Source organism: Curtobacterium flaccumfaciens, assembly GCF_018598405.1.
Taxonomy (GTDB): domain Bacteria; phylum Actinomycetota; class Actinomycetes; order Actinomycetales; family Microbacteriaceae; genus Curtobacterium; species Curtobacterium aurantiacum.
This window is the reverse complement of record NZ_JAHEWS010000012.1, coordinates 84,567-111,353: the sequence shown is the minus strand read 5'-3', so window position 1 is coordinate 111,353 and position 26,787 is coordinate 84,567. Positions and strand designations below refer to the sequence as shown.

The window sequence follows — 26,787 nt, the reverse complement described above, 5'->3', positions numbered from 1 at the left end:
ATGGTCGTCGTCGCCGGGCTGCTCGCGGTGGCGCTGGGGCTCGTCGTCCTCGGCGGGCTCCTCGCCGCGAGCGACGCCGCGCTCTCGGTGGTGTCCCGTGCCGACCTCGAGGAGATCGCCAGGGGCAACAAGCGCCGCCGTTCCATCGAGGCGATCGCGGACGACGTCGGAGCACACGTCAACGCGCTCAACTTCTTCCGTGTGCTGGCCGAGACGGCCGCCGCGGTGCTCGTCACGATCGCCCTGGTGCGCGCATTCGACAGCTGGTGGTTGGCGCTCGTCCTCTCCGCGGCCATCATGACCGCGGTGTCGTTCGTGCTGGTCGGGTCGAGCCCGCGCAGCGTCGGGCGCGCCCACGCCGAGCGGCTGATCGGTGCGACCGGCGGCATCGTCCGCGGGGTGCGCATCGTGCTCGGTCCGCTGGCCGGGCTGCTCGTCCGGATCGGCGACCGGGTCACCCCGGGCCGGGGCAGGAGCGCCTCCACGGTGTCGAGTGAGGAGCAGCTGCTCTCCCTGGTCGACGAGGCCACCGAGAGCAACGTGCTCGAGGACGAGGACCGTGAGCTCATCCACTCGGTGTTCGAGTTCAGCGACACCCTGGTGCGCGAGGTCATGGTGCCCCGCACGGACATGCGCACCGTCGACGGCGCGGACACCCTGGCAGCGGCGATGGAGCAGTTCCTGGTCTCCGGGGTGTCCCGCATGCCGGTCATCGGCAAGGACAGCGACGACGTGCGCGGCGTGCTGTACCTCCGAGACGTCGCGCGGTCGCTGTACGAGCGACCCGGGTCCGGCAGCGAACGGGTCAGCCGACTGCTCCGGCCCGCCGAGTTCGTGCCGGAGTCGAAGCACGCGGACGACACCCTGCGGCACATGCAGGTCGCCAAGAACCACCTGGTCCTGGTGGTGGACGAGTACGGCGGGGTCGCCGGGCTCGTGACCATGGAGGACCTCATCGAAGAGCTCGTCGGGGACATCTCCGACGAGTACGACCGCGCGGTCGTCGACCGGACCGAGGTCGAACCGGGCGTCTGGCGGATCTCCGCGCGCCTGCCGATCGACGAGCTCGGCGACCTGTTCGGCATCGAACTCGACGACGACGACGTCGACACCGCCGGCGGCCTGTTCACCAAGGAACTCGGACACCTGGCCGTGTCCGGTGAGACCGTCACCGTGTCCGGGGTCGTCCTGACCGCCGACCGCGTCGAGGGCAAGCGCCGCCACCTCATCACCGTGCTCGCTGAACGCACCAACGCCCTCGCCGACGTCGAGGACGCCTTCGACGACGCCGAAACCACCACGACGGGAACCACGCACGCATGACCGACCCCGACACCACCCAGGCCGGCCCGGACAAGCCCTACCGCGCGGGCTTCGTCTCGTTCGTCGGCCGTCCGAACGTCGGCAAGTCGACGCTGACCAACGCCCTGGTGGGCGAGAAGGTCGCCATCACGTCGTCGAAGCCGCAGACCACCCGACGCGCCATCCGCGGGATCGTGCACCGACCCGACGGCCAGGTCATCATCGTCGACACCCCGGGCGTGCACCGTCCGCGCACGCTGCTCGGTGAGCGGCTCAACGACCTCGTGCAGTCCACCCTGGGCGACGTCGACGTCATCGGCTTCTGCGTGCCGGCGAACGAGCCCGTCGGCCCCGGAGACCGGTTCATCAACGACACGCTCGACCAGTACCCGCGGGCGAAGAAGATCGCGATCGTCACCAAGATCGACAGCACCTCCAAGGACCGCGTCGGCGAGCAGTTGCTGGCCGTCTCGAAGCTCCGCGACTGGGACGCCGTGGTGCCGACCTCGGGCACCCGGGGCATGCAGCTCGAAGACCTGCTCGGCGTCGTCACCGGCCTGCTGCCCGAGTCGCCGCAGCTGTACGACTCGAGCGCGGTGACCGAGGAGACCGACGAGGAGCGCATCGGCGAACTCATCCGCGAGGCTGCGCTCGAGGGTGTGCGTGACGAGCTGCCGCACTCGCTCGCCGTGGTCATCGAGGACATCGTCGAACCCGACGAGGACGACGACGCCGACGGTCCCCTGCGGATCTTCGCGAACCTGTTCGTCGAGCGCGACAGCCAGAAGGCGATCGTCATCGGCCACAAGGGCGAGCGCCTGAAGGACGTCGGGTCGCGGGCACGGGTCGAGATCGAGTCGCTGCTCGGCGGCCGGCACGTCTACCTGAACATCCGCGTGAAGGTGGCCAAGGAGTGGCAGCGTGACCCGAAGCAGCTCGGACGCCTCGGCTTCTGACCGCACGGCGCCGGCGGCTCGGGTCATCCGGGCGAAGGACGCGCCCGTGAGCGGCTCGCCGTACCGTGGACGGGTGTTCCGTCCCATGCTCCGCGCGCAGGTCGTCATCGACCTGGTGATCGCCGTCCTGCTCGGCGGGCTGGTCCTGGTCGCCAGCGGGCGTGGACTCGACGGTCCCCTGTCGGTCATCACCGTCGTCGGGATGACCGCCGCCCTCGCGCTCCGGCGTCTGTCGCCCGGACTCGCCCTGGCCGTGGCGTGGGTGTTCGCGGTGTTCGAGATGGTCACGGGGCAGGTCCCGGACCTGTCGAACGCGTTCATCGCCGGGGTGATGTACACGACGAGTGCCTACGGCAGCCGTCGGGTACGGCTGGCCGGGCTCGTGTCGGCGATCGTCGGCTCGGTCACCGCGGCGGCGTACATGGGCTTCGACGACTACCAGAACCGCCTCACCTACGAGACCGCCGCGGCGCCCGTGCAGGAGTCGCTGCAGGTCACGTTCTCGTTCTTCGCCGTGGTGCTGCTCCTGCTGCTGCTGCCGTGGCTCGCCGGGCTCGTGGTCCGCACCCGTCGGTCGGCGAGCATGAGCCGCGAGGCGCAGCTGCTCGCCGAGCGTGACGCCGCACGCGCCGACCGGGCCGTCGCGGTCGAGCAGGAGCGGGTGCGGATCGCCCGCGACATGCACGACATCGTCGCTCACTCGCTCGCGGTCGTCATCGCGCAGTCCGACGGTGCCCGGTACGCCCTGAAGGCCGATCCCGCGGTCGCCGACCAGGCCCTCAGCACGATCTCGGCCACCGCCCGCCGTGCACTCGGCGACGTGCGCGAACTCCTCGGCGCGCTCCGGCACGAGCAGGGGACCGCGCCGACGCCCGAGATCGACGACATCGACCGGCTCATCGACGAGATGCGCCAGCTCGGACTCGACGTCCGTGTCGAGCGCGATGGCGACCCCGCGGGCCTCCCGACCACCACCCAGCTCGCCGTCTACCGGATCGTGCAGGAGAGCCTGACGAACGCGTACAAGCACGGTGAGCCCGGTAGCCCGGTGCACGCCGCTCTGACCTACCGGCCGGACACGGTCGAGATCGCCGTCGTGAACCGACGTGCGGACGACGGTGTCCGCGGACCGGGTACGGGCCACGGCCTGGTCGGCATGCGGGAACGTGCCGTGATGACCGGCGGCACCATGACCGCCGGAGCCCGGGGTGACGACTTCGCGGTCGCCGTCCGGATGCCAGCAGTCCCGGCCAGCGGGCAGATGCCCCGCGGCCGCATCACCCCGACCGAGCAGGAGCACACCGCCCGATGACCACGATCCCGCACGCCGAGCAGTCGATCCGCGTCGCCCTCGTCGACGACCAGGCGCTCTTCCGCACCGGCATCCGGATGCTCATCGACTCCCAGCCCGACCTGCGCTTCGTCGGCGAGGCGGGCGACGGTGCCGAGGGTGTCGAGCTCGTCCGGCGCACCCGTCCGGACGTCGTGCTGATGGACGTCCGCATGCCGGTGATGGACGGCATCACGGCGACGGGCCACATCGTCGAGCAGTCCGGTACCGACGGCGCGAAGGTCCTCGTGTTGACCACGTTCGACTTCGACGAGGCCGCCGCCAAGGCCATCCGCGCCGGGGCGAGCGGCTTCGTGCTCAAGGACGCCGACCCCGAGTTCCTGCTCGCGGCCGTCCGCACCGTGCACGCCGGCACCGCGGTGTTCGCCGCGTCGGCCACCCGCGAGCTCCTGCGGCGCTACGACGACTCGGTCGGGCGCGCCGCCGCCGTGCCCGCGGCCTTCGCCGACCTCACCCCCCGCGAGCGGGAGATCTTCGACCTGGCCGCCCGCGGGTTCAGCAACAGCGAGATCGCCCAGCACGAGTACGTGAGCGAGGCGACCGTGAAGACACACATCTCGCGGGTCCTGACGAAGCTCGAGCTCCGGGACCGCGTGCGCCTCGTCGTGTTCGCCCACGAACACGGCCTCGTCACGAAGGCCGACTGACACCGGGTCATCCGCGGGGATGACCCCTCCACAGGCAACCGAGCCGAGCGGACGATCCACAGGAGCCGACGGGCCGACGCGGCGGATGTCCTCCGACCGTCATCGTGGATGCATGACCACCAGCCACGCTCCGATCATCCGCCTCGACCACGTGTCCAAGCACTACGGCGACGCCGCCCGACGTGTGACGGCGCTCGACGACGTCAGCGTCGACATCGGTGCGGGGGAGTTCACCGCCGTGATGGGGCCGTCCGGGTCCGGCAAGTCGACCCTCATGCACGTCGCCGCCGGCCTCGACGCCGTGTCCGCCGGCCGGATCCAGATCGACGGCGTCGACATCACAGCCCTGGGGGACAAGGACCTCACCGAGCTGCGTCGTCGCCGACTGGGGTTCGTCTTCCAGTCGTTCAACCTCGTCCCGACGCTCGACGTCAGCGAGAACATCCGCCTGCCGTTCCTGCTCGGTGGGCACAAGCCCTCGCGAGAGGAAACCGCATGGATCGACCGGCTGGTCGAGATGCTCGGGCTCGGCAACCGTCTGACCCACCGCCCGCACCAGCTCTCCGGCGGACAGCAGCAGCGGGTCGCGATCGCGCGGGCGCTCGCATCGCGGCCGGCGGTGGTCGTCGCCGACGAGCCTACCGGCGCACTCGACTCCCGCACCGGTCGTGACGTGCTCGCGATCCTGCGCGGTGCCGTGCAGGAGTGGGGTCAGAGCGTCGTCATGGTCACGCACGACCCGGTGGCGGCTGCGAACGCCGACCGGATCCTGTTCCTGGCAGACGGCCGGATCGTCGCCGACCGTCCGGCGATGGACGCCGGCGCGATCTCCACGACGATGCTCGGGATGGAGGCAGCAGCGTGAACGGCGTCCGCTCCTTTGCCCCCACCGTCCTCGTCGCGGCGCTCGGCACCACGTTCGGCTCCGCCCTCGTCATCGCTCCGGGGATCGTGACCGAAGCACTCCGGGCCGCCGGGCTCGCCGACCTCGGGCCGATCAAGGCGATCCTGTCCGTGGTCGGTTGGCTCTTCCTCGGCATCGCCCTCTACGTCGGGGCGATCGTCACCGCGAACACCTGCGCGACGCTGATCGCCGGCCAGACCCGCATCATCGCACTGCAGCGGCTCGTCGGCGCGACCGGTGCGACCCTCCGTGCGCGGATCACCCGCACCGGCCTGGTCGTCGGCGTGCTCGGCGGGGTCATCGGCGCGGTCGTGGGGACCACGCTCTCGGCCGTGTTCGTCGTCGTCCTCCAGGGCAACCGGGTCCTGCCCGAGACCGAGTACACGTACGTCCCGTGGGAGCTCGTGCTGCCCGTCGTGGCCGTCGTGCTCGCCACCTGGGGTGCCTTCGCCGCCGGGTCGCGTCGGGTCCTCACCGTCACGCCGCTCGAGGCGCTGTCGTCCTCCGTGGAACCGAGCCACGACGACGTCCGGTCGGGTACCGCCCGCAAGGTCTGGGCGATCGTGCTCATGGCCGGCGGCGCGGCGCTGATGCTCATCGGGCTCGCCGCCAGCTCGCTGTCACCGATCGCGGTGCTGCCGGCGGCGCTCGGCGGGTTCGTCTCCTTCGCGGGTGTCGCCGTGGGGGCGACGATCGTGATGCCGCCCGTCCTGCAGCTGATCGGACGCATCGGCTCGCACGACCCGGTCGTCCTGCTCGCCGGACGCAACGCGATGCGTGCGCCCGGCAGGTCCTCGCGGGCGACCATCGGGCTCGTCATCGGCGTGACCCTGCTCGTCACCTTCGCGGTGGCGCTGGGAATCATGCAGCACGTGCTCGAGACGCAGATGCGCGAGCTGAGCGAGGGGAGTGCCACGCCGCAGATGATCGAGGCGCAGCGTGACCTCTTCGTGCAGATCAACGCCGTCGTCAGCGTGATCGTCGGGTTCTCCGCCGTGATCGCCGCGGTCGGGGTCGTGAACGCCCTCGCGCTCGGGGTGCTGCAGCGCCGACGGGAGCTCGGACTCCTGCGGGTGCTCGGCCTGACCGGGGCGCAGGTCCGCCGGATGATCGTGACCGAGGCCGTGCAGATGGTCGTCGCGGCCGTCGTCTCGGGGCTCGTGCTCGGCACCCTGTACGGATGGGTCGGCGGACAGACGCTGCTCGGTTCCCTCGGTACTCCGGTGACACCGGTGCTGCCGCCGTTGACCATCGGCATCGTGGTGATCGGCGCGCTGGTCCTGGCGGTCGTCGCCACCATCGCCCCGGTGCGGCGCGCGATGCGCGTCCCGCCGACCGAGGCGCTCGCGGTCGACTGAACCGACGCCCTGGTCGCACCACACGACGACACGGGAGGCCCGGTGCCAGCTGGCACCGGGCCTCCCGTGTCGTCGTGTCGTCGCCCTCACCCGCGCCGCTCACGTCCGCCGAGTGGTCACGAACCGTCGGCGGAGCGTGGCCCGGCCGACAGAACGTGACCACTCGGTGACCGACCCACGGCATGTCGTGACCACTCGGTGCTCCAGTCGGCAGCGGCCGACGAGCCCTGCGTCACACGCTTGCGCCAGGCTGGCACGCCGGTGCTACCGTGGGTGTCGATGTACTCGGCACTCCTCCTCCTTCGCTGCCGCGACGAGGCCTGACACTCCGGCCCACCTCGTCGCGGAGTCCGTCGTGGCCGCACCACAACAGCTCACGAACACGCGACGAAAGCGAAGAACGATGCAGAACACCCAGCAGCCCTCCGGGATGCCGATCCACAAGTACGTCCCGTTCCACGAGCAGATCAGCGTCGACCTGCCGGACCGCACCTGGCCCACGAAGCGCATCGACAAGGCGCCCCGCTGGTGCGCCGTCGACCTGCGTGACGGCAACCAGGCCCTCATCGACCCGATGGACGCCGAGCGCAAGCGCGCGATGTTCGACCTCCTCGTCCGGATGGGCTACAAGGAGATCGAGGTCGGGTTCCCGAGTGCTTCGCAGACCGACTTCGACTTCGTCCGGTCGCTCATCGACGAGGGCGCGATCCCGGACGACGTCACGATCCAGGTGCTGACCCAGGCGCGCGAGCACCTCATCCAGCGCACGTACGAGGCGATCGACGGTGCGAAGCAGGCCATCGTCCACCTGTACAACTCGACGTCGATCGTGCAGCGCGAGGTCGTCTTCCGCACCGACGTGCAGGGCGTGGTCGACATCGCGGTCGCCGGCGCGAAGCTCTGCAAGGCGGCCGAGGCCACGCTGCAGCACGACACCACGATCTACTACGAGTACTCGCCGGAGTCCTACACGGGCACCGAGCTCGAGGTCGCGCTCGAGATCTGCAACGCCGTGCTCGAGGTCTTCGAGCCGACGCCGGACCGCAAGGTGATAATCAACCTGCCCGCGACCGTCGAGATGGCCACGCCGAACGTCTACGCCGACTCGATCGAGTGGATGTCGCGCAACCTCGCGCACCGCCAGGACGTCATCCTGTCGCTGCACCCGCACAACGACCGCGGAACCGCGGTCGCGGCAGCCGAGCTCGGCTACATGGCCGGTGCCGACCGCATCGAGGGCTGCCTGTTCGGCAACGGTGAGCGCACCGGCAACGTCGACCTCGTCGCCCTCGGCATGAACCTGTTCACGCAGGGCATCGACCCGGAGATCTCGTTCGCCGACATCGACCAGGTCAAGCGGACCGTCGAGTACTGCAACCAGCTGCCCGTGCCGGAGCGTCAGCCGTGGGCGGGCGACCTCGTGTACACGGCCTTCAGTGGCTCGCACCAGGACGCCATCAACAAGGGCTTCGAGGCGATGAAGGCCAAGGCCGCCGCCGCGGGCAAGGACATCGACGAGATCGAGTGGGCGGTCCCGTACCTGCCCGTCGACCCGAAGGACATCGGCCGGTCGTACGAGGCCGTCATCCGCGTCAACTCGCAGTCCGGCAAGGGCGGCGTCGCCTACCTGCTCAAGACCGACCACGCCCTCGACCTGCCCCGCAAGCTGCAGATCGAGTTCTCCGGTGTCGTGCAGCGGCACACCGACACCGAGGGCGGCGAGTTCTCGTCGCAGCGGATCTGGGACGTGTTCCAGGACGAGTACCTGCCGGCTTCCGTCGACGACGAGAAGTGGGGACGGTACGAGCTCACCAAGACAGCGACGTCGAGCGACTTCGAGGGCACGACCTCGCTCTCCGTGGCGCTCCGAGTCGACGAGGGCGCGGTCACGGCCGAGGCCGTCGGCACGGGTCCGATCGACGCGTTCCTCAAGGTGCTCGCCGAGCAGGGCGTCCAGGTCACCCTGTACGACTACTCGGAGCACACGATGAGCGCCTCCGGTGACGCCCAGGCGGCGTCCTACGTCGAGCTCGACGTCGACGGCGTGCGCCTCTGGGGCGTCGGCATCGACGCCGACATCTCGACGGCCTCGCTCAAGGCGATCGTGTCCGCGGTGAACCGCGCGGTGCGTGCGGGTGCCGCGGCCGGTGCCGACGCGCCGGAGCTCGTCTCGGCCTGAGTTCGCGACCAGGCCGGGAGGCGCGGTGCGGGTCCGTCCCGCACCGCGCCTCCCGTCTGTGCGCCCGTTCACTGCCTGACGCAAGACGCCGTCGTGTCGTCGAGACGCCACCGAAAGTCGCGGCGTCTCGACGAGCGCGCGGCGTCCGGTGAAGACGACGGCGTCTCGTCGCTGCGATCGCCCCGCACCGCACGCGGGTGTCGGCGGGGCGGGGGATACTGGGGACATGCCGCTGTACCGGGACGAGTGCGTCGTGTTGCGCACCCACAAGCTCGGGGAAGCCGACCGCATCGTCACGATGCTCTCGCGGCAGCACGGCAAGATCCGTGCGGTGGCAAAGGGCGTGCGGCGCACCGCGTCGAAGTTCGGCAGCCGGCTCGAACCGTTCATGGTCGTCGATGCCCAGTTCTACGAGGGCCGGTCGCTCGACATCGTCACCCAGGCGGAGTCCCTCGGCGCGTACGGGGCCCAGATCGTCGCCGACTACGGCGCGTACACCGCGGCCAGCGCCATGGTCGAGACCGCCGACCGTCTGAGCGAGGCCGACGCCGGGCTGCAGCAGTACCTGTTGCTTGTCGGGGCGCTGCGCTCGTTGTCGCGCGGTGAGCACCAGTCCAGCGCGACCCTCGACTCGTACCTGCTCCGCGCGATGAGCATCGCGGGGTGGGCCCCTTCGTTCAGCGACTGTGCGGTGACGGGGGAGCCCGGCCCGCACTCGGCGTTCGTGGTGCAGCTCGGTGGCGTCGTCGCCGACCGTGCGGCGCCCCCGGGGACCCCACGGCTCGACCCGGCGACGCTCGGGGTGCTCGGCTCCCTGCTCGCCGGTGACTGGGCGACCGTGGACGCCACCGACGAGCGGACGCGTTCGCGGGCCTCCGGCGTGGTCGCGGCCTACGCCCAGTGGCACCTGGAACGATCGCTCCGGTCCCTGCCGCACGTCGACCGCTCCGAGCACCCGCTGCCGGTACCGCAGACCCACGGCGGACCCGAGGCGACGGCGCGCGCGGTGGCCTCGACGCCGGCACCCGCCGTGCCCGTCCCCGACCCCGATCCCGCTGTCGAAGGAGCCCCCACCGCATGAGCCCCCGCCGCCCCGACGACGTCGAACCCTTCCGCCCGGTCGACTGGACCGGTGAGACGCCACCGGCGATCCCGGCCCGGTTCGTGCCGGAGCACGTGGCCATCGTCATGGACGGCAACGGCCGGTGGGCGAACGGCCGCGGGCTGACGCGCATCGAGGGGCACAAGGCTGGCGAGGCCTCGCTGCTCGACGTCGTCGCCGGCGCGATCCAGATCGGCGTCGGGCACGTGTCGGCGTACGCGTTCTCGACCGAGAACTGGAAGCGCTCCCCGGAGGAGGTCCGGTTCCTGATGGGCTTCAACCGCGACGTCATCCGCCGTCGCCGTGACCAGCTGCACCAGTGGGGCGTCAAGGTGCGGTGGGCCGGTCGGCGTCCGCGGCTGTGGCGGAGCGTCATCGACGAGCTCGAGACCGCCGAGCGGATGACCGCGGGCAACGACGTCCTCACGCTGACGATGTGCGTGAACTACGGCGGCCGGAACGAGATCGTCGACGCCGTGCGGGGCATGGCCGAGGACGTCGCAGCCGGTCGCCTGAAACCGAGCCAGGTCACCGAGAAGGCCCTGGCGAAGCGGCTGTACGTGCCGGAGATGCCCGACGTCGACCTGTTCCTCCGGAGCTCGGGCGAGCAGCGCACCAGCAACTTCCTGCTGTGGCAGTCCGCCTACGCCGAGATGGTGTTCCTCGACCGGCTCTGGCCGGACTTCCGTCGCACCGACCTGTGGGGTGCGATCGAGGAGTACGCCAGCCGCGACCGCCGCTACGGTGGCGCGGTCGACACCCCGACGGCATAGCCCAAGCCCGAGCCCGAGCCCGAGCCCGAGCCAAGCCCCAGCCCCGACCCCAACCGCGACCCTCACCGCGGCAGCGGGCCCTCGAGCAGGTGGGCGGCCGAGCGCACCGCGTCGAGCGCCGCACGGACGCTCGGGACCCGCTCGGCCCCTCGGGCGACGACGACCTCGACGCGTCGGGCCAGGTCGTCGTCGACGGGATCGATCGCGACCCCGGCGGGGATGACCGTCGTCGCGAGTGCCAACCGGGGGAGCAGCGCCACCCCGAGCCCGGCGGCGACGAGCCCCACCACCGCCGCCGCGTTGTCGGTCTCGAGCACGATGTCCGGGGTGAACCCGGCCGTCGCGCACGAGGCGAGCAGGTGCCCCCGGCAGCGCGGGCAGCCGCCGATCCAGCGCGCGCCGCGGTGTGATGCGAGGTCGACGACGGCGGCCGGACCCGCGCTGCGGACCGGCCCCGCGCCTCCCGGCAGGGCCGCCCCGGTCGGCGTCACCAGTGCGAGCGGATCCCGGCCGAGCGCCCGCGTGACGAGCCCGGGGTCCGGGGTGGTCCCGACCTCGTCGCCGACGTAGGTGAAGGTGAGGGCGACGTCGACCTCGCCGCCGCGCAGCAGGTCGAGTGCCTCGGGCGGCTCGACCTCGACGTACGAGGTCGTCACGCCGGGCGCCGTCGCGGCGAGCCGGGCGAGCACCGCGGGCACGAGGGCGGAGGACGCGCTCGGGAACCCGGCCAGTCGCACCCGACCGCGGCTGAGCCCGCTGACGGCGTCGAGGTCCTCGCGCGCCGCGGTGAGCGCGGCCTGGACGTGCAGAGCGTGGTCGGCGAGCACCTGCCCCGCGTGCGTGAGGGTCGCGCCCCGCCCGCCGCGCAGGACCAGCGCGTGCCCGAGACGCTGCTCGGCCCGGGCCACCAACTGGCTGACGGCCGGCTGGCTCGACCCGAGGGCGGCGGCGGCGCGGGTGATCGACCCGCCGTCGGCCACGGCGCGCAGCACCCGGAGCAACTGGGGATCGATCTCGTCCATCACCCGATGTTATCGGTGGCACAACGAACCAGCTCTGGTGTGATGGGACGAGAACCGGGACGCTGTCCGCATGGACTCCTTCCCCGCCGGCCGCGGCTACCTGGCGGCGTGCACCGCAGGCCTGCCGACCCGCGCCACCCTCGCCGCGCAGCGCGCCGACCTCGACGCGTGGTCCCGCGCCGAGACGTCGGCGGCCGGGTACGGAGCGCTGGTCGAGCAGGGGCGTGCCCTCTTCGCCGCGCTGGTCGGCGTCCCGGCGGAGCGGGTCGCGACGGGCTCGCAGACCTCGGTGATGGCCGCGGTCGTCGCCGACGCCCTGCTGGACGGGGCCGAGGTGGTCGTCCCGGACGGTGACTTCAGCTCGGTCGTCTTCCCGTTCCTCGCCCAGGCACACCGCGGTGTCCGGGTCCGGAGCGTCCCGCTCGACCGGCTGGCGGACTCCGTCGGACCGGACACCGCCCTCGTCGCCTGGTCCGCGGTGCAGTCCGCCACCGGCGTGGTCACCGACCCCGAGCCCATCGTGGCCGCCGCCCGACGCGTCGGCGCCCTCACCCTCTGCGACCTCACGCAGGCGGCCGGCGTCCTGCCCGTCGACGCGGCACCGTTCGACGTGACTCTCACACACACCTACAAGTGGCTCTGCGCGCCGCGCGGCGTCGCCTTCATGACGCTCTCCGACACCGCCCTCGGTCGACTCCGCCCGGTGCAGGCCGGTTGGTACGCGGGAGCGGACGTGTGGTCCTCCTGCTACGGCCCCGCCATGCACCTGGCCGACGACGCGCGTCGCTTCGACGTCTCGCCGGCCTGGCAGGCGTGGCCCGGTGCGGTCGCCGCGCTCCGGCACGCCGTCGCGCTCGACCAAGGGGCGGTCTGGAGGCACGCCACCGGTCTCGCGGATCGGCTGTGCGACGCACTCGGGTCGCCTCGGCAGGGCGACGGGCAGGCGATCGTGACGTTCGCGGACGCCGACGGGTCGGCCCTCCGGGCCCTCACCGCTGCTGGCCTCACCGCCTCCGGGCGAGCGGGGCGACTGCGGATCGCGTTCCACCTGTGGAACGACGAGACGGACGTGACGGACGTGGCGGCCGCGTTGCGCGGGGTGGGGCCGGGCACGTCGGGAACGTGAGCGCGGAGGCCGGACGCGGGGCGGGCCTCCCGGCCCACGATCGCCGGTAGTCTTGCCCGGACCGTTTCCGCACCGAGCACCCAGCTCGGCGACCTCTGGAGCACCCTTTGGCACAGCCCTCCCGTCTCGACAGCGTCATCGCCCTGGCCAAGCGCCGCGGCTTCGTCTTCCAGTCGGGTGAGATCTACGGAGGCTCCCGCTCCGCATGGGACTACGGGCCCCTCGGCGTCGAGCTCAAGGAGAACATCAAGCGCCAGTGGTGGCAGCGGTTCGTGCGCGGCCGCGGGGACATGGTCGGCCTCGACTCCGCCGTGATCCTGCCCCGCAAGGTGTGGGAGGCCTCCGGGCACGTCGCGACCTTCACCGACCCGCTCGTGGAGTGCCTGCACTGCCACCACCGGTTCCGCGAGGACCACCTGCTCGAGGCGTTCGAGGCGAAGAAGGGCCGCGCCCCCGAGGGCGGCATGGCCGAGGTCGCCTGCCCGAACTGCGGCACCCGCGGCGAGTGGACCGAGCCCCGCGAGTTCTCCGGGATGCTCAAGACCTACCTCGGCCCGGTCGAGTCGGAAGAGGGCCTGAACTTCCTGCGCCCCGAGACCGCCCAGGGCATCTTCGTCGACTTCGCGCAGGTCGTGACGACGAGCCGGATGAAGCCCCCGTTCGGCATCGGCCAGGTCGGCAAGGCGTTCCGCAACGAGATCACGCCCGGCAACTTCATCTTCCGCACGCGCGAGTTCGAGCAGATGGAGATCGAGTACTTCGTGCCGCCGGCCTCGGCCCAGGAGCACTACGAGCAGTGGATCGCCGACTCGGTCGCGTTCTACACCGACCTCGGCATCGACCCGGAGAACCTCCGCCGCTTCGACGTGCCGGACGGCGAGCGGGCGCACTACTCCGACGCCACCGCCGACATCGAGTACCGCTTCGGCTTCACCGGCTCGGAGTGGGGCGAGCTGATGGGCGTCGCGAACCGCACCGACTTCGACCTGAACAACCACATCGAGGCGTCCGGCCAGGACCTCCGGTTCTTCGACCAGGCCGCCAACGAGAAGTACGTGCCGTACGTGATCGAGCCGTCGTTCGGCCTGACCCGTGCGCTCATGGCGTTCCTGCTCGACTCGTACCACGAGGACGAGGCGCCGAACGCGAAGGGCGGCGTCGACAAGCGCACCGTCCTGCGTCTCGACCCGCGCCTGGCCCCGGTCAAGGCCGCCGTCCTGCCGCTGTCGCGCAACGAGCAGCTCTCGCCCGTCGCCCGCGGACTGGCCGACGACCTGCGGAAGAACTGGAACGTGGACTTCGACGACGCCGGTGCCATCGGCCGTCGCTACCGTCGCCATGACGAGATCGGCACGCCGTTCTGCATCACGGTCGACTTCGACACGCTCGAGGACAAGGCCGTCACGGTGCGCGAGCGCGACACCATGGGCCAGGAGCGGGTCTCGCTCGACCAGCTGCAGGGGTACCTGGCGCAGCGCTTGCTCGGCGCGTAGGGGTTTCGGTTCCGCAAGACACCGGTGTTCGTGCGTTGCACACCCGCAGCCGGGTGTTCGACCTGCGAACACCGGTGTTCAGCTACCAGCGACGGGAATGCGCGCCGCACGAGCGCGTTGGGGTCAGCATGAACGACTCCGTGAAGGTCGATGTCTGGTCGGACATCGCCTGCCCCTGGTGCTACATCGGCAAGCGCAAGTTCGAGGCCGGCGTGGCCGCGTTCGGTGCCTCGAGTGAGGGCCGACCCGTCGAGGTCGAGTACCACTCCTTCGAGCTGAGCCCCGACACCCCCGTCGACTTCGAGGGCACCGAGGCCGAGTTCCTCTCCAGCCACAAGGGCATGCCCGTCGACCAGGCGCAGCAGATGCTCGACCAGGTCACGGCCATCGCCGCGGGCGTGGGCCTCGAGTACGACTTCGAGGCCATGCACCACACCAACACGGTGAAGGCCCACCAGGTCATCCACCTCGCCAAGCAGCACGGCAAGCAGCTCGAGATGGTCGAGCGCTTGTTCACCGCCTACTTCGAGCGCGGCGAGCACGTCGGCCAGGAGTCCTCGCTGGCCGACCTCGCGGCGGAGATCGGCATCGACCGTGACGAGGTCCTCAGCACCCTACGCGACGATGCCCAGCTCGCTGCCGTCCGCGCCGACCAGGCCCAGGCGCAGGCCTACGGCATCAACGGCGTGCCGTTCTTCGTGATCGACGGCAAGTACGGCGTCTCCGGCGCGCAGGACCCGTCGGCGTTCGAGCAGGTGCTCCGCCAGGTGGTCGCGCTCCGCGAGACCACACCGGAGGAGGTCGCCTCGGCGGCCGAGCGCGCCGCGGACGACGCGAGCGCGGACGTGGCGGTGACCCGATGACGGGCGCGACGGTCACCGTCGGGGGTGGGGTGGGCCTCCCGTCCGCCCCGTCGGTCCCGGATGCGATCTCCGGTCTGGAGGCGCGCCCCGGCCTGCTCACGCTGGTCACGCCCGGCGGTGCGCCGGTCTGCGACGGTGATTCGTGCCTGATCGACGCCGGATCGTTCGCCGGTGCCGAGGGCGACTGGACCGAGGTGCCGGACTGACGCTTCCTTCGGTCGCGCGTCGCGCGCTGGTGGTCCCGCGCCCCCGTGCGGTCGTTGCGCCCCGACTCTGCGGGGCGCGACGGCTGTGCGGGGGCGCGATCCGTCGGTCGCCAGACCGATCAGTCGCGCTGCGGTTCCTCATCGGTGATGTCGGCGACGGTCGCGCCGTAGGCGGCGACGAGCGCGTCGGCGTCGACGAAGGCGCTCGCGCCGTGCCGGCCCGCACCCAGGGCGACCCGGCGGCCGACGATGCGTTCGTCGGCGTAGACCGGCAGGTCTCCCGTGGCACCGATCGGGGTGATGGTGCCGCGCTCGTACCCCGATGCCTCGAGCGCGGTGGCGGCGTCGGGCATCGAGAGCTTGTTGACGCCGACGACCGTGCGGAGCTTCTTCCACGCGATGCTGCGGCCGCCGGGCACCAGGGCGAGCAGGAACCCGCCGTCGTGGCGCTTCACCACCAGGGTCTTGACGATGTCGCCTGGGTCGATGCCGAGCAGGTCGGCGGCCTCGTGCAGGGAGTCCGCGGCCGGGCGCTCGACGACCTGGACCGGCAGGCCACGGGCCTGGGCGTCGGCGTCGAACCGGGTGCTGGCGTCGGTCGTCATGTGGAGAACGCTACCGGCGCGCACCGACGTGGGAAGATGGGACAGGTATGACGATCACACAAGCACCCGCCTCGCGAGTCGGCGGCCCCCTGCGCATCGGCCCGATCGAGGTCGACGTGCCGGTCGTGCTCGCGCCGATGGCCGGGATCACGAACATGGCGTACCGCCGGCTGTGCCGCGAGTACGGCGCCGGGCTCTACGTGTGCGAGATGATCACCTCGCGCGCGCTGGTCGAACGGACCCCCGTGTCGATGCAGCTCATCCAGCACCACGAGTCGGAAGACCCGCGGTCGATCCAGCTGTACGGCGTCGAGCCGAACACCGTGGCCGAAGCGGCGTCGATCCTGGTGGGCGAGGACCGTGCGGACCACATCGACCTGAACTTCGGGTGCCCGGTCCCCAAGGTCACCCGCAAGGGCGGCGGGGCGGCCCTGCCCTGGAAGCTCGACCTGTTCCGCGAACTCGTCACCAAGACCGTCCGTGCCGCGGGCAACGTGCCGGTCACCGTGAAGATGCGCAAGGGCATCGACGAGGACCACCTGACCTACCTCGACGCCGCCCGCATCGCGCGGGATGCCGGGGTCGCCGCGGTGTCGCTGCACGCGCGCACGGCGAACGAGCACTACTCCGGGCACGCCGACTGGTCGGCGATCGCCACGCTGAAGGAGACCGTCACCGACATCCCGATCCTCGGCAACGGGGACATCTGGTCGGCGGCCGACGCGCTCAGGATGATCGACGAGACCGGCGCCGACGGCGTGGTCGTCGGGCGCGGATGCCTCGGTCGTCCCTGGCTCTTCGGCGACCTGGCCGCGGCGTTCCGCGGCGAGGGGCTGCGCTACATGCCGACCCTGGGCGAGGTCGCCGACGGGTTCCGCCGGCACGCCGAACTGCTCGTCGAGTTCTTCGGCTCCGAAGAGCACGCCTGCCGCGACATCCGGAAGCACGTGGCCTGGTACTTCAAGGGGTACCCGATCGGCAGCGACGTGCGGTCCGGCCTGGCGATGGCGTCGAGCCTGCAGGAGATCGACGACTTCCTCGGCCAGCTCGACCACGACGCGCCGTACCCCGGTGCTGGTGCCGAGGGGCCGCGCGGTCGTGCCGGGCACGCGAAGCGCACCGCGCTGCCCGACCGCTGGCTCGAGAGCCGCGACGTCGACTCCGAGTTCCGCAAGGTCCTGGCCGCCGCCGAGCTGCACCACAGCGGCGGATGAGCGCCACCGCCTCGTACGGCCCGGCCGATGCCGAGCGCTGGCTCCCCGAGGAGCACGGCAACCGCCGGTCGGACTTCGCCCGCGACCGCGCCCGGCTGCTGCACTCCAGTGCGCTCCGACGCCTGGCCGCCAAGACCCAGGTGCTCAGCCCGACCGCGGGGCTCGACTTCGCCCGCAACCGGCTGACGCACTCGCTCGAGGTCGCGCAGGTCGGCCGTGAGCTCGCCGACTCACTCGGGCTCGACCCCGACGTGGTGGACACCGCGTGCCTGGCGCACGACATCGGGCACCCGCCGTTCGGGCACAACGGCGAGACCGCCGTGAACGCCTGGGCCACCGGCATCGGCGGGTTCGAGGGCAACGCGCAGACGCTCCGGTTGCTGACGCGGCTCGAGCCGAAGGTCTACGGGCTCCGCCCCGGTGCCGGTGGTGCCGACGTCGAGCGGCCGTTCGGGCTGAACCTGACCCGCGCGTCGTTGGATGCCAGCTGCAAGTACCCGTGGCCCGCGGCGCAGGGTGTCTCCGAGGCATCGTCGGGGCGCACCAAGTTCGGCTTCTACGACGACGACCACGACGCGTTCGAGTGGCTCCGCGCCGGGGCCCCGCGTCGCCAGCGGTGCATCGAGGCGCAGGTCATGGACCTCGCCGACGACATCGCGTACTCGGTGCACGACTTCGAAGACGCCGTCGTCGCGGGGTTCATCGACGTCGCCGCCCTGGGCGACCGCGTCGGCGAGAACGACATCGTCAGCGCCATGCACGCCTGGGTGGGGGACGACCTGAGCCGCGACGAGCTGCTCGAGGCGTTCGACCGGCTCCGGGCACTGCCCCTCTGGATGACCGCGTACGACGGGTCACGCCGCGACGCCGCGCGCCTGAAGAACCTGACGTCGCAGCTGATCGGGCGCTTCGCGCGCACCGCGACGGCTGCCACCCGTGAGTCCTACGCCTCCGGATCGCTCGTGCGGTTCGCCGCCTCGGTCGTCACCCCACCAGAGATCATCGGCGAGATCGCGGTGCTCAAGGGCATCGTCGCGGCCTTCGTGATGACCCACGGCGACCGTCAGCCCGTGTACGAGGACCAGCGCCGCGTGCTCACCGAACTGCTCGACGCGCTGGCGGCGACCGGTGCGTCCGACCTCGAGCCGGGTTTCGCCGCCGACTGGCACGCCGCGGACGACGACGCCGGCCGGCTCCGTGCCGTCGTCGACCAGGTCGCCAGCCTGACCGATCAAGGTGCGCTCGCGTGGCACCGCCGTCTGGTGGTGGGCGACCGTGAACCGGTCCACATCGCCGTCTGACCGGTCCGCCGACGTCGGTCCCACGAACTAGGATCGAGGGGTGGCTGGCAGGATCGCGCGGAACGACATCGACGAGGTCCGCTCGCGTGTCAACATCGCCGACGTCGTGGGCGACTACGTCACGCTGAAGCACGCGGGCGTCGGGTCGATGAAGGGCCTCTGCCCCTTCCACGACGAACGCTCCCCGTCGTTCCACGTCCGGCCCCAGGTCGGTCGGTACCACTGCTTCGGCTGCGGCGAGGACGGCGACGTCTTCAGCTTCATCATGGCGCAGGACCACACCACCTTCGCCGAGGCCGTCGAGCGCATGGCCGCGAAGATCGGCTTCACCCTGCACTACGAAGAGGGCGACGGGCCGCGCACCGACTACAACACCCGTGCCCGGCTGATCGCGGCGAACGAGGCCGCGCTCGAGTACTTCACGTCGCAGCTCACCACGGCCGCTGCCGACCCCGCCCGCCGGTTCCTGGGGGAGCGCGGGTTCGACCCCTCGGCCGCGCAGCACTTCGGCGTCGGGTTCGCCCCGAAGTCCTACGACATGCTCAAGGACCACCTGCGTGGGCGCGGCTTCACCATGGAAGAACTCGTGTCCGCCGGTCTCGTCAGCCAGGGCGACCGTTCGCCGTACGACCGGTTCCGCGGGCGCCTGATGTGGCCCATCCGCGACGTCACCGGGGCGACGATCGGGTTCGGTGCGCGCCGGCTGCTCGAGGACGACAAGGGCCCCAAGTACCTCAACACGCCCGAGACCCCGATCTACCACAAGAGCCAGGTGCTCTACGGGCTCGACCTCGCACGCCGCGACATCTCGAAGCAGAAGCAGGTCGTCATCGTCGAGGGCTACACCGACGTGATGGCCTGTCACGTCGCGGGGGTCACGACCGCGGTCGCCACCTGCGGCACGTCGTTCGGCGTCGACCACATCAAGGTGCTCCGACCGATGCTCGGCGACCTGGCCGGAGCCGACCCGAACGCCAACGGTGAGGTCGTGTTCACGTTCGACCCGGACGAAGCCGGGCAGCGTGCCGCGTCGCGTGCGTTCGCCGAGGAACAGCGATTCGCCGCCCAGACCTACGTCGCCGTCGCGCCCGGCGGACTCGACCCGTGCGACCTCCGGCTCGCCCGCGGTGACGACGCCATCCGCCGCCTGGTCACGAACAAGCGCCCGATGTTCGAGTTCATGATCCGTCGCACGCTCGACGGCCACGACCTCGAGACCGTCGAAGGGCGCGTCGGTGCCCTGCGGGCGGCCGCGCCCGTGCTCGCCGGCATCCGCGACCGCTCGCTGACCCAGGGCTACGTCCGCGAACTCGCCGGCTGGCTCGGCATGGAGATCCCCGAGGTCCGTCGGTCGGTCGAGACCGCCCGACGCCGTGCGGGGTCCGCTGCCCAGGACGACCGGTCCGCGGGCTCGGGGCGCGATGGCCGTGCCGGCAACGGTACCGACGGGGCCGACACCCCCGACGAGCCCGTCGCCGGGATCCGCTCGCTGCCGAACGACCCGATCAGCCGCATGGAGCGCGACGCCGTGATGGCGATGGTGCAGCAGCCGACGTCGGTCGGGGCACCGATGCTCGGGCTCGCCGCGTCGGCGACGTTCTCGACGCCGATGCTCGCCGCGGTGCGGGACGCCGTGGTCGCGAACGTCGACGTCATCGGTGCGGGGGACTGGCTCGACCGGCTGCTCGCCGACGTGCCGGCGCCCCTGCGAACCCTGACGCACGAACTCGCCCTCGCCCCCATCCCCGCTCGGAACGCGGAGGACCTGGCGGCCTACTGCCGGAGCATCGTCGTGGCCCTGGTCGAGCGCGACCTGCTCGCTCGGAAGGCCTCGTTGCTCGGACAGCTGCAGCGCGCCGACCCACACGAGCAGGCGGAGCGCCGCGCCGAGATCCAGCGGCAGCTCGTCGACATCGACGGGCAGCGGATGCGGTTGCGCGCCGACGCCGAGGCATCCTAGCGCTCCTCGCGCGCCTCGAGCTCCCGCCGGCGCGTCGGGTCGTCAGCGGCCCCGAAGTCGTACGACGCACCCGACGCACGCCGCATGACGCACGACGCACGACACTCCGACTGCCGTTCGCCCAGGTTCCGAAATCTGCGCATCTGCCGGCGTTCGAGCGGCACTTCGTGGAACCTCGGCGGGCCATGGTGGGGGCGGGACGCGACCGCACGTCGTAACCGAGGCCGTGCGGCGCGACCGCGTCGCAGCGGTGACGGGCGCTGTGGAGGTGTGGCGGGCCTCCCGGTCGATGCCCGAGGTTCCACAACACACCGCGTGCGGTGCGCCGAGATGCCGATGCGGGGCCGCACGTCCGCCGACATGCCGAGATTTCGGAACCTGGGGTGGGCGGGAGGTGTCCGCGCAACGCACGACGGGTGGGTTCGGGGGCATCCTGTTCGGCGCGCCGAGGTTCCAGGAAACGCCGTGTGCGATGCGCCGAGGTGCCGATGCCGGGCCGGACGAGCGCCGACATGCCGAGATTTCGGAACCTGGGGCGGCCAGAGCGCCCCGGTTGCACCACGCAACATTCGTGTGCGGCGCGCCGGACCGATGCGCACGAATCATGCATCACGCGACCGGGCCGTGCATTACAGCGGTGTAAACAAATCGTCCTCGGCTCGTTGGGTTCCGTGACAGGGTGGTACCAATGAGCGTTCCTGACCGGGCACACAGACGTTCCACCTCCGGCTCAGGGCCCTTGCATTCATCTTCAAGAGAGGCATCGAACATGGCATCCGTGTTCAAGAAGCACACAGGCACGTGGGGCAGGCGCGGCATCGCGCTCGGCGCCGGAGCAGCAGCGACGGCGCTGGTGCTGACCGGCTGCGCGAGCAGCAGCGTGAGCGACACCGAACTGAGCGGCATGAGCATCGGGACGACGGACAAGGTGACGTCGCTCGACCCCGCCGGTTCCTACGACAACGGCTCCTTCGCCGTGCAGAACCAGGTGTTCCCGTTCCTGATGAACACGCCCGTGGGCAGCCCGGACGTCGAGCCGGACATCGCCACGAAGGCGGAGTTCACCGACCCGACCACCTACGAGGTCACCCTCAAGGACGGGCTCGAGTTCGCGAACGGCAACGAGCTCACGTCGAGTGACGTGAAGTTCTCGTTCGACCGTGAACTGAAGATCAACAACGAGAACGGCCCGCAGTCGCTGCTGGCCAACCTCAAGAGCATCGACACCCCGGACGACACGACCGTGGTGTTCAACCTCGACCACGCCGACCAGACCTGGCCGCAGGTGCTCTCGAGCCCCGCCGGCCCGATCGTCGACGAGGACGTGTTCTCGGCCACCGAGCTCACCAGCGCCGACGACATCGTCAAGGGCAAGGCGTTCGCCGGGCAGTACGAGATCACCTCGTACAAGGAGAACGAGACGATCCAGTACAAGGCGAACAAGGCGTACGACGGCCTCCTCGGCAAGGCGAAGACCGACGAGGTCACCGCCAGCTACTACACCAAGGAGACCGACCTCAAGCTCGCCGTGCAGAAGGGCGACGTCGACGTGGCGTACCGCTCGCTGACCCCGACCGACATCGCGGACCTCCGCAAGGACGACTCGCTGAAGGTCACCGACGGCCCCGGTGGCGAGATCCGCTACGTGGTGTTCAACCTCGACACGCAGCCCTTCGGCGCGAAGACGGACGACGCCGACGAGGCCAAGGCCCTCGCGGTCCGTCAGGCCGTGGCCGACGTCGTCGACCGCTCGGCGATCGCAGAAGAGGTCTACAACGACACCTACTCGCCGCTCTACTCGATGGTGCCGGACGGCCTCACGGGTGCGGCGAAGCCGTTCGAGGAGATGTACGGGGACGGCGACGGCGGCCCGGACGTCGACAAGGCGAAGAAGACCCTGTCCGACGCCGGTGTCACGGGGAAGGTCTCGATCGACCTGCAGTACTCGCCCGACCACTACGGCTCCACCTCGGACGACGAGTACGCGGCCCTGAAGACCCAGCTCGAGAACTCGGGCCTGTTCACCGTGAACCTGCAGTCCACGGTCTGGACGACCTACTCCGAGGAGCGCGTGAACGACGCCTACCCGGTGTACCAGCTCGGCTGGTTCCCGGACTTCTCGGACGCCGACAACTACCTGTCGCCGTTCTTCTCGAAGGACAACTTCGTCCAGAACCACTACGACGACGCCGAGATCCAGGACCTCATCGCCGCCGAGCAGCAGGAGTCCGACGCGGACAAGCGCGCCGACCTCATCGAGCAGGTGCAGGAGCGTGAGGCCACCCAGATCTCGACGCTCCCGCTGCTGCAGGGCAAGTCGGTGGCGGTCGCATCGAAGGACGTCAAGGGCCTGACCCTCGACTCCTCGTACAAGTTCCGTTACGCCACGCTCAGCAAGTAACACCAAGCCCCGCGTGCCTGTGCAACGGCGACGAAAGGCACCCACCCCGTGACCCTCAGCACCCCCGAGGCGATCGAGACCGAACCCACCAAGCCCCAGGCACAGCGACGTGCCGGCGGCGGTGGCGGCGGACTCGGCCGGTACATCCTCGTCAGATTCCTCCTCATCATCCCGACCGTCTTCATCCTGGTGACGCTCGTGTTCTTCCTGATGCGCGTGATCGGGAACCCGATCACCGCGTCCGTCGGCGGACGGCTCACCCCGGACCAGCTCCAGGAACGCCTCGCCGCCGCCGGGTACGACCGCCCGGTGCTCGTGCAGTACTTCGAGTACCTCGGCAACATCCTGCGCGGCGACTTCGGCACGACGTCGACCGACAACCGGCCGATCACCGAGGTCATCGTCACGTACGGCGGCGCGACCGCGGAGCTCGTGTTCTACGCGCTCATCGTCGCGCTGGTGATCGGCATCCCGCTCGGCATGATCGCCGCCTACGTGCGCGACAAGTGGCCGGACGTGCTCTTCCGTGCGCTGGCGATCCTCACCTACGCGACGCCGGTGTTCTTCGGCGGGCTGCTGCTCAAGCTCGTGTTCTCGGTGTGGCTCGACTGGCTGCCGCTCGGCGACCGAGCCTCGACGCGGGTCTCGTTGATCCTCGACAACATCCCGGGGGCGAGCGGCATCTACATCGTCGACGCGCTCCGCACCGGCAACGCCCAGGTCATCGGCAACGTGCTCCAGCACGCCGTCCTGCCCGCGCTGACGCTCGGTCTGCTGACCGCCGGCATCTTCCTGCGCCTGGTGCGCGCGAACATGATCGGCTCGCTCGGCTCCGAGTACGTCGACGCCGCCCGGTCGCGCGGCGTGCGCGAGTCGCGGCTCGTCCGGACCCACGCGTTCCGTCCGGCGCTCGTCCCGATCATCACCGTGATGGGGCTGCAGATCGCGATGCTCCTGGGCGGCTCGGTGCTCACCGAGACGACGTTCGGGTGGCGTGGCCTCGGCTTCGAACTCAACCAGTACCTGTCGGCCCGAGACTTCGTCGCGGTGCAGGGCATCGTCGCGATGCTGGCGGTGATCGTGGCGGTGACCAACTTCGTCGTCGACGTCGTCGCCGCACTGATCGACCCGAGAGTGAGGTTCTGACGATGGCCGACACCACCCTCGTCGACCGCCACGAGCCGCTGTGGAAGCGGCTCCCCGTGGTGGTCCAGCTCCGCAAGAGCACCGGCTGGCAGCGCGCCATGCTCATCGTCGGCGTGGTCATCTGCGCCCTCTACCTGCTGATCGCGGTGTTCGCCCCGCTCCTCGCGCCGTACGGCTTCGGCCAGCTGCAGGGCGCGGACGGCGAGAGCTTCCCGCGCACCGGCGCCCCGAGTGCCGAACACATCTGGGGCACGACGGTCGGCGGCTTCGACGTCTTCAGCCGCGTGCTCTACGGCGCCCGCACGGCCGTGCTCGTCGTGATCGTCGCGGTGATCGTCTCGATCACCGTCGGCGTCCTGCTCGGCATGGTCTCGGGCTACCTCGGCGGCTGGCTCGACCGTGTCCTGGTGGTCGTGGCCGACGCCGTCTACGCGTTCCCGTCGCTGCTGCTCGCGATCATCGTGTCGATCGTCATCTCCGGCGGCAACTCGAGCTACTCGGGTGGCATCATCGCGGCGGCGATCTCGATCACCGTCGTCTACGTGCCGCAGTACTTCCGCGTGGTCCGTGCCGAGGCCGTCCGGCTGAAGAACGACGCGTTCGTCGAGTCGGCGCGCGTGATGGGCACGAACCCGTGGCGCATCATGACGCGGCACGTCCTGCGGAACTCGACGCGCTCCCTGCCGCTCATCCTGACGCTGAACGCCAGCGACGCGATCCTGACCCTGGCCGGTCTCGGATTCCTCGGGTTCGGCATCGGCCCGACGTCCGGCGCCGAGTGGGGCTACGACCTGAGCCGTGCGCTCTCGGACGTCGCGAGCGGTGTCTGGTGGACCGGCGTGTTCCCCGGCGTCGCCATCGTGGTGCTCGTGCTCGGTGTGACCTTCATCGGCGAGAGCCTGAACGACATCTCCGACCCCCGCCTGCGTGCACGACGCCGGCTGAAGCAGCTGGTGTCCACGCGCGGAACCCGGACACCGCGCGGAGCCGACGATGCGCGGAAGGCCGGGAACGACACGGAAGGGACGGGCGCATGACCCCGACCACCCGCCTGCAACCGGGCGACACCACCACCGAACCCGTCGTCGTCGTCGACGACCTGACGGTCACCTTCGCGACCGACGGCGGCGCCGTCGACGCGGTCAAGGGCGTCAGCCTCGACGTCCGCCCGGGCGAGGTCCTCGCCCTGGTCGGCGAGTCCGGCTCCGGCAAGTCCGTCACGGCCCGCAGCATGCTGCGACTGATGCCCGAGACGGCGACGCTCGGCGGCGCGGTGCTCCTCGACGGCACCGACGTCGTGTCGGTCGGGTCGCAGAAGCTCCGCGAAGTGCGCGGGACCGCCGGCGCGATGGTGTTCCAGGAGCCCTCCACCGCCCTCAACCCGGTCTTCACGGTCGGGTGGCAGATCGCCGAGGGGCTCCGCGCCCACGGCGGCATGTCGAAGAAGGAGGCACGGGCGAAGGCGATCGACTACCTCGGTCGCGTCGGCATCCCCGACCCCGAGACCCGCGTCGACCACTACCCGCACCAGTTCTCCGGCGGGCAGAAGCAGCGCGTGGTCATCGCGAGCGCGCTGGCCCTCGAACCGAGCGTGATCATCGCCGACGAACCCACGACCGCGCTCGACGTGACGGTGCAGGCCGAGATCCTCGACCTGCTGCGCCGATGCCGCGACGAGTTCGGCACCGCGATCGTGGTCATCACGCACAACATGGGCGTCGTCGCCGACCTGGCCGACCGCGTCGCCGTGATGTACCAGGGCGAGATCGTCGAAGAAGCGACCGCGACGGCACTCTTCGCGACACCGCAGGCCGAGTACACCAAGCGGCTGCTCGCCGCGGTGCCCCGGCTCGAGGCGTCGACCGGGGTCGCCCGGCGCGCCGCGATCACCGAGGACGTCACACCCCTGGTCGAGGCGAAGGGTCTCGAGATCGAGTACCCGGGTCGGCTCGGTGCGCCGGCGTTCCGGGCGGTCAAGGGCGTCGACCTGGCGATCCGTCCCGGCGAGGTCCTCGGCCTGGTGGGGGAGTCCGGCTCTGGCAAGACCACCATCGGCCGCGCGATGGCCGGCCTGACGAAGGTCACCGGCGGCTCGCTGAAGGTCCTCGGCGCCGAGATGCTCGGGTACCGCGAGCGCGACTTCAAGCACCTGCGCAAGGACATCGGGTTCGTGTTCCAGGACCCGGCGACCTCGTTCAACCCGCTGCTGACGATCGCCGAGTGCGTCGCCGAGCCGCTGGTCGTGCACAAGGAGGTCTCGAGCCCCCGTGCCGCCCGCAAGCGCGTCGACGAGCTGCTCGAGGCGGTCCAGCTGCCGGCCGCGTACGGCGACCGCTACCCGCACGAGCTCTCCGGTGGGCAGCGCCAGCGCGCGTCGCTCGCCCGGTCGCTCGCGCTCCGGCCGAAGCTGCTCATCGCCGACGAGCCGACCAGCGCGCTCGACGTCTCCGTGCAGGCCCGGGTCCTCGAGCTCTTCCTCGAGCTGCAGCAGGACCTCGGGTTCGCGTCGCTGTTCATCAGCCACGACCTCGCGGTCGTCGGCGCGCTGTCCGACCGGATCGCGGTGCTGTACCGCGGTGACCTGGTCGAGACCGGCACGACCGCGCAGGTGCTCGGTTCGCCGCAGCACCCGTACACGCAGCGCCTCCTCGCGTCGCTGCCGGTACCGGACCCAGCGGAGCAGGCGGAGCGACGGCGTACTCTGGAGCGACTGGAGAACGCCGGGTCCTGACCCGACGTGACCGCCCTGGAGGCCCGCCCTGCGTCGACGACGCACGCCGGGCCTCCAGGGCGGTCGCCTCCACTGCTGTACGCACGACGGGCCTGCCAGGGCGGCCCGTCGCGAACCGCCGCCAGGGGGCGGCGTGGAAGGGGACCC

22 protein-coding genes are annotated in these 26,787 nt (G+C 70.9%); 20 read left to right on the top strand and 2 right to left on the bottom strand.

Annotation, left to right across the window (positions count from 1 at the left end):
• The 9 genes from KK097_RS09785 (at position 1) to KK097_RS09745 (ending at position 10,572) form a co-directional block, all read left to right on the top strand.
• Positions 1 to 1,323, top strand: a complete 1,323-nt coding sequence (locus tag KK097_RS09785) for a hemolysin family protein (protein WP_214529812.1) — start codon at positions 1 to 3, stop codon at positions 1,321 to 1,323.
• Entirely contained in the window at positions 1,320 to 2,258 is a 939-nt protein-coding gene (gene era, locus KK097_RS09780; protein ID WP_214529813.1) for a GTPase Era, read from the top strand. The genes KK097_RS09785 and era overlap by 4 nt, the downstream gene beginning before the upstream one ends.
• The gene (locus KK097_RS18675; RefSeq protein WP_214544542.1) at positions 2,224 to 3,570 is read left to right on the top strand and encodes a sensor histidine kinase; all 1,347 of its coding nucleotides are present in this window, start codon (positions 2,224 to 2,226) and stop codon (positions 3,568 to 3,570) included. Before era ends, KK097_RS18675 begins: the two co-directional genes overlap by 35 nt.
• Positions 3,567 to 4,256 (top strand): response regulator, encoded by a 690-nt coding sequence (locus KK097_RS09770; RefSeq protein WP_214529815.1) that lies wholly within the window; start codon positions 3,567 to 3,569, stop codon positions 4,254 to 4,256. Before KK097_RS18675 ends, KK097_RS09770 begins: the two co-directional genes overlap by 4 nt.
• A 112-nt stretch (positions 4,257 to 4,368) precedes the next feature.
• Positions 4,369 to 5,121 (top strand): ABC transporter ATP-binding protein, encoded by a 753-nt coding sequence (locus KK097_RS09765; protein WP_214544541.1) that lies wholly within the window; start codon positions 4,369 to 4,371, stop codon positions 5,119 to 5,121.
• Positions 5,118 to 6,518, top strand: coding sequence for an ABC transporter permease (locus tag KK097_RS18670; RefSeq protein ID WP_214544540.1), 1,401 nt, complete (start codon positions 5,118 to 5,120; stop codon positions 6,516 to 6,518). Before KK097_RS09765 ends, KK097_RS18670 begins: the two co-directional genes overlap by 4 nt.
• 403 nt (positions 6,519 to 6,921) lie before the next feature.
• Complete coding sequence (gene leuA / locus KK097_RS09755; protein WP_214544539.1) at positions 6,922 to 8,697, top strand: 2-isopropylmalate synthase; 1,776 nt, start codon at positions 6,922 to 6,924, stop codon at positions 8,695 to 8,697.
• 226 nt (positions 8,698 to 8,923) lie between these two features.
• Complete coding sequence (recO, locus tag KK097_RS09750; RefSeq protein WP_214544538.1) at positions 8,924 to 9,778, top strand: DNA repair protein RecO; 855 nt, start codon at positions 8,924 to 8,926, stop codon at positions 9,776 to 9,778.
• Entirely contained in the window at positions 9,775 to 10,572 is a 798-nt protein-coding gene (locus tag KK097_RS09745) for an isoprenyl transferase (RefSeq protein ID WP_214529820.1), read from the top strand. Before recO ends, KK097_RS09745 begins: the two co-directional genes overlap by 4 nt.
• 62 nt (positions 10,573 to 10,634) lie before the next feature.
• Here KK097_RS09745 and KK097_RS09740 read toward each other — a convergent pair whose 3' ends face one another.
• Positions 10,635 to 11,594, bottom strand: a complete 960-nt coding sequence (locus KK097_RS09740; RefSeq protein ID WP_214544537.1) for a LysR family transcriptional regulator — start codon at positions 11,592 to 11,594, stop codon at positions 10,635 to 10,637.
• A gap of 70 nt (positions 11,595 to 11,664) precedes the next feature.
• On the opposite strand from KK097_RS09740, the gene KK097_RS09735 reads away from it, so the two are divergent.
• The 4 genes from KK097_RS09735 to KK097_RS09720 all read left to right on the top strand — a co-directional run bounded on the left by KK097_RS09735 (position 11,665) and on the right by KK097_RS09720 (position 15,282).
• Positions 11,665 to 12,720, top strand: coding sequence for an aminotransferase class V-fold PLP-dependent enzyme (locus tag KK097_RS09735; RefSeq protein WP_214544536.1), 1,056 nt, complete (start codon positions 11,665 to 11,667; stop codon positions 12,718 to 12,720).
• 107 nt (positions 12,721 to 12,827) lie between these two features.
• The gene (locus KK097_RS09730; RefSeq protein ID WP_214529823.1) at positions 12,828 to 14,213 is read left to right on the top strand and encodes a glycine--tRNA ligase; all 1,386 of its coding nucleotides are present in this window, start codon (positions 12,828 to 12,830) and stop codon (positions 14,211 to 14,213) included.
• 128 nt (positions 14,214 to 14,341) lie between these two features.
• On the top strand, positions 14,342 to 15,076 hold the full coding sequence (locus tag KK097_RS09725; protein ID WP_214529824.1) for a DsbA family oxidoreductase: 735 nt from the start codon (positions 14,342 to 14,344) through the stop codon (positions 15,074 to 15,076).
• The gene (locus tag KK097_RS09720; protein ID WP_123672642.1) at positions 15,073 to 15,282 is read left to right on the top strand and encodes a hypothetical protein; all 210 of its coding nucleotides are present in this window, start codon (positions 15,073 to 15,075) and stop codon (positions 15,280 to 15,282) included. The genes KK097_RS09725 and KK097_RS09720 overlap by 4 nt, the downstream gene beginning before the upstream one ends.
• A gap of 119 nt (positions 15,283 to 15,401) precedes the next feature.
• Here the strand turns inward: KK097_RS09720 and KK097_RS09715 are convergent, their stop codons facing one another.
• Complete coding sequence (locus tag KK097_RS09715; protein ID WP_214544535.1) at positions 15,402 to 15,887, bottom strand: aminoacyl-tRNA deacylase; 486 nt, start codon at positions 15,885 to 15,887, stop codon at positions 15,402 to 15,404.
• A 47-nt stretch (positions 15,888 to 15,934) separates the two neighbouring features.
• Here KK097_RS09715 and dusB point away from each other — a divergent pair, with 47 nt between their 5' ends.
• The 7 genes from dusB to KK097_RS09680 all read left to right on the top strand — a co-directional run bounded on the left by dusB (position 15,935) and on the right by KK097_RS09680 (position 26,640).
• Positions 15,935 to 17,101 carry a tRNA dihydrouridine synthase DusB gene (gene dusB, locus KK097_RS09710; RefSeq protein WP_214529826.1) on the top strand — a complete coding sequence of 389 codons (1,167 nt, stop codon included), beginning with the start codon at positions 15,935 to 15,937 and terminating at the stop codon, positions 17,099 to 17,101.
• Positions 17,098 to 18,402: a deoxyguanosinetriphosphate triphosphohydrolase gene (locus tag KK097_RS09705; RefSeq protein ID WP_214529827.1), complete on the top strand. Its 1,305-nt coding sequence runs from the start codon at positions 17,098 to 17,100 to the stop codon at positions 18,400 to 18,402. The genes dusB and KK097_RS09705 overlap by 4 nt, the downstream gene beginning before the upstream one ends.
• 40 nt (positions 18,403 to 18,442) lie before the next feature.
• Positions 18,443 to 20,362, top strand: coding sequence for a DNA primase (gene dnaG / locus KK097_RS09700; RefSeq protein WP_214529828.1), 1,920 nt, complete (start codon positions 18,443 to 18,445; stop codon positions 20,360 to 20,362).
• Between the two features lie 769 nt (positions 20,363 to 21,131).
• Positions 21,132 to 22,763, top strand: a complete 1,632-nt coding sequence (locus KK097_RS09695) for an ABC transporter substrate-binding protein (protein ID WP_214529829.1) — start codon at positions 21,132 to 21,134, stop codon at positions 22,761 to 22,763.
• Positions 22,764 to 22,811: 48 nt separating this feature from the next.
• Positions 22,812 to 23,909, top strand: coding sequence for an ABC transporter permease (locus KK097_RS09690; RefSeq protein ID WP_214544534.1), 1,098 nt, complete (start codon positions 22,812 to 22,814; stop codon positions 23,907 to 23,909).
• A 2-nt stretch (positions 23,910 to 23,911) separates the two neighbouring features.
• Positions 23,912 to 24,946 (top strand): ABC transporter permease, encoded by a 1,035-nt coding sequence (locus KK097_RS09685; RefSeq protein ID WP_214544533.1) that lies wholly within the window; start codon positions 23,912 to 23,914, stop codon positions 24,944 to 24,946.
• Positions 24,943 to 26,640 (top strand): ABC transporter ATP-binding protein, encoded by a 1,698-nt coding sequence (locus KK097_RS09680; protein ID WP_214529832.1) that lies wholly within the window; start codon positions 24,943 to 24,945, stop codon positions 26,638 to 26,640. Before KK097_RS09685 ends, KK097_RS09680 begins: the two co-directional genes overlap by 4 nt.
• Positions 26,641 to 26,787: the final 147 nt, after the last annotated feature.

Bases quoted from the DNA above. Each gene is read 5' to 3' on its own strand.
- KK097_RS09785 (WP_214529812.1), top strand. From the start codon at position 1: ATGGTCGTCGTCGCCGGGCTGCTCGCGGTGGCGCTGGGGCTCGTCGTC.
- era (WP_214529813.1), top strand. From the start codon at position 1,320: ATGACCGACCCCGACACCACCCAGGCCGGCCCGGACAAGCCCTACCGC.
- KK097_RS09770 (WP_214529815.1), top strand. From the start codon at position 3,567: ATGACCACGATCCCGCACGCCGAGCAGTCGATCCGCGTCGCCCTCGTC.
- KK097_RS09765 (WP_214544541.1), top strand. From the start codon at position 4,369: ATGACCACCAGCCACGCTCCGATCATCCGCCTCGACCACGTGTCCAAG.
- leuA (WP_214544539.1), top strand. From the start codon at position 6,922: ATGCAGAACACCCAGCAGCCCTCCGGGATGCCGATCCACAAGTACGTC.
- recO (WP_214544538.1), top strand. From the start codon at position 8,924: ATGCCGCTGTACCGGGACGAGTGCGTCGTGTTGCGCACCCACAAGCTC.
- KK097_RS09745 (WP_214529820.1), top strand. From the start codon at position 9,775: ATGAGCCCCCGCCGCCCCGACGACGTCGAACCCTTCCGCCCGGTCGAC.
- KK097_RS09740 (WP_214544537.1), bottom strand. From the start codon at position 11,594: ATGGACGAGATCGATCCCCAGTTGCTCCGGGTGCTGCGCGCCGTGGCC.
- KK097_RS09735 (WP_214544536.1), top strand. From the start codon at position 11,665: ATGGACTCCTTCCCCGCCGGCCGCGGCTACCTGGCGGCGTGCACCGCA.
- KK097_RS09725 (WP_214529824.1), top strand. From the start codon at position 14,342: ATGAACGACTCCGTGAAGGTCGATGTCTGGTCGGACATCGCCTGCCCC.
- KK097_RS09720 (WP_123672642.1), top strand. From the start codon at position 15,073: ATGACGGGCGCGACGGTCACCGTCGGGGGTGGGGTGGGCCTCCCGTCC.
- KK097_RS09715 (WP_214544535.1), bottom strand. From the start codon at position 15,887: ATGACGACCGACGCCAGCACCCGGTTCGACGCCGACGCCCAGGCCCGT.
- dusB (WP_214529826.1), top strand. From the start codon at position 15,935: ATGACGATCACACAAGCACCCGCCTCGCGAGTCGGCGGCCCCCTGCGC.
- KK097_RS09705 (WP_214529827.1), top strand. From the start codon at position 17,098: ATGAGCGCCACCGCCTCGTACGGCCCGGCCGATGCCGAGCGCTGGCTC.
- KK097_RS09695 (WP_214529829.1), top strand. From the start codon at position 21,132: ATGGCATCCGTGTTCAAGAAGCACACAGGCACGTGGGGCAGGCGCGGC.
- KK097_RS09685 (WP_214544533.1), top strand. From the start codon at position 23,912: ATGGCCGACACCACCCTCGTCGACCGCCACGAGCCGCTGTGGAAGCGG.
- KK097_RS09680 (WP_214529832.1), top strand. From the start codon at position 24,943: ATGACCCCGACCACCCGCCTGCAACCGGGCGACACCACCACCGAACCC.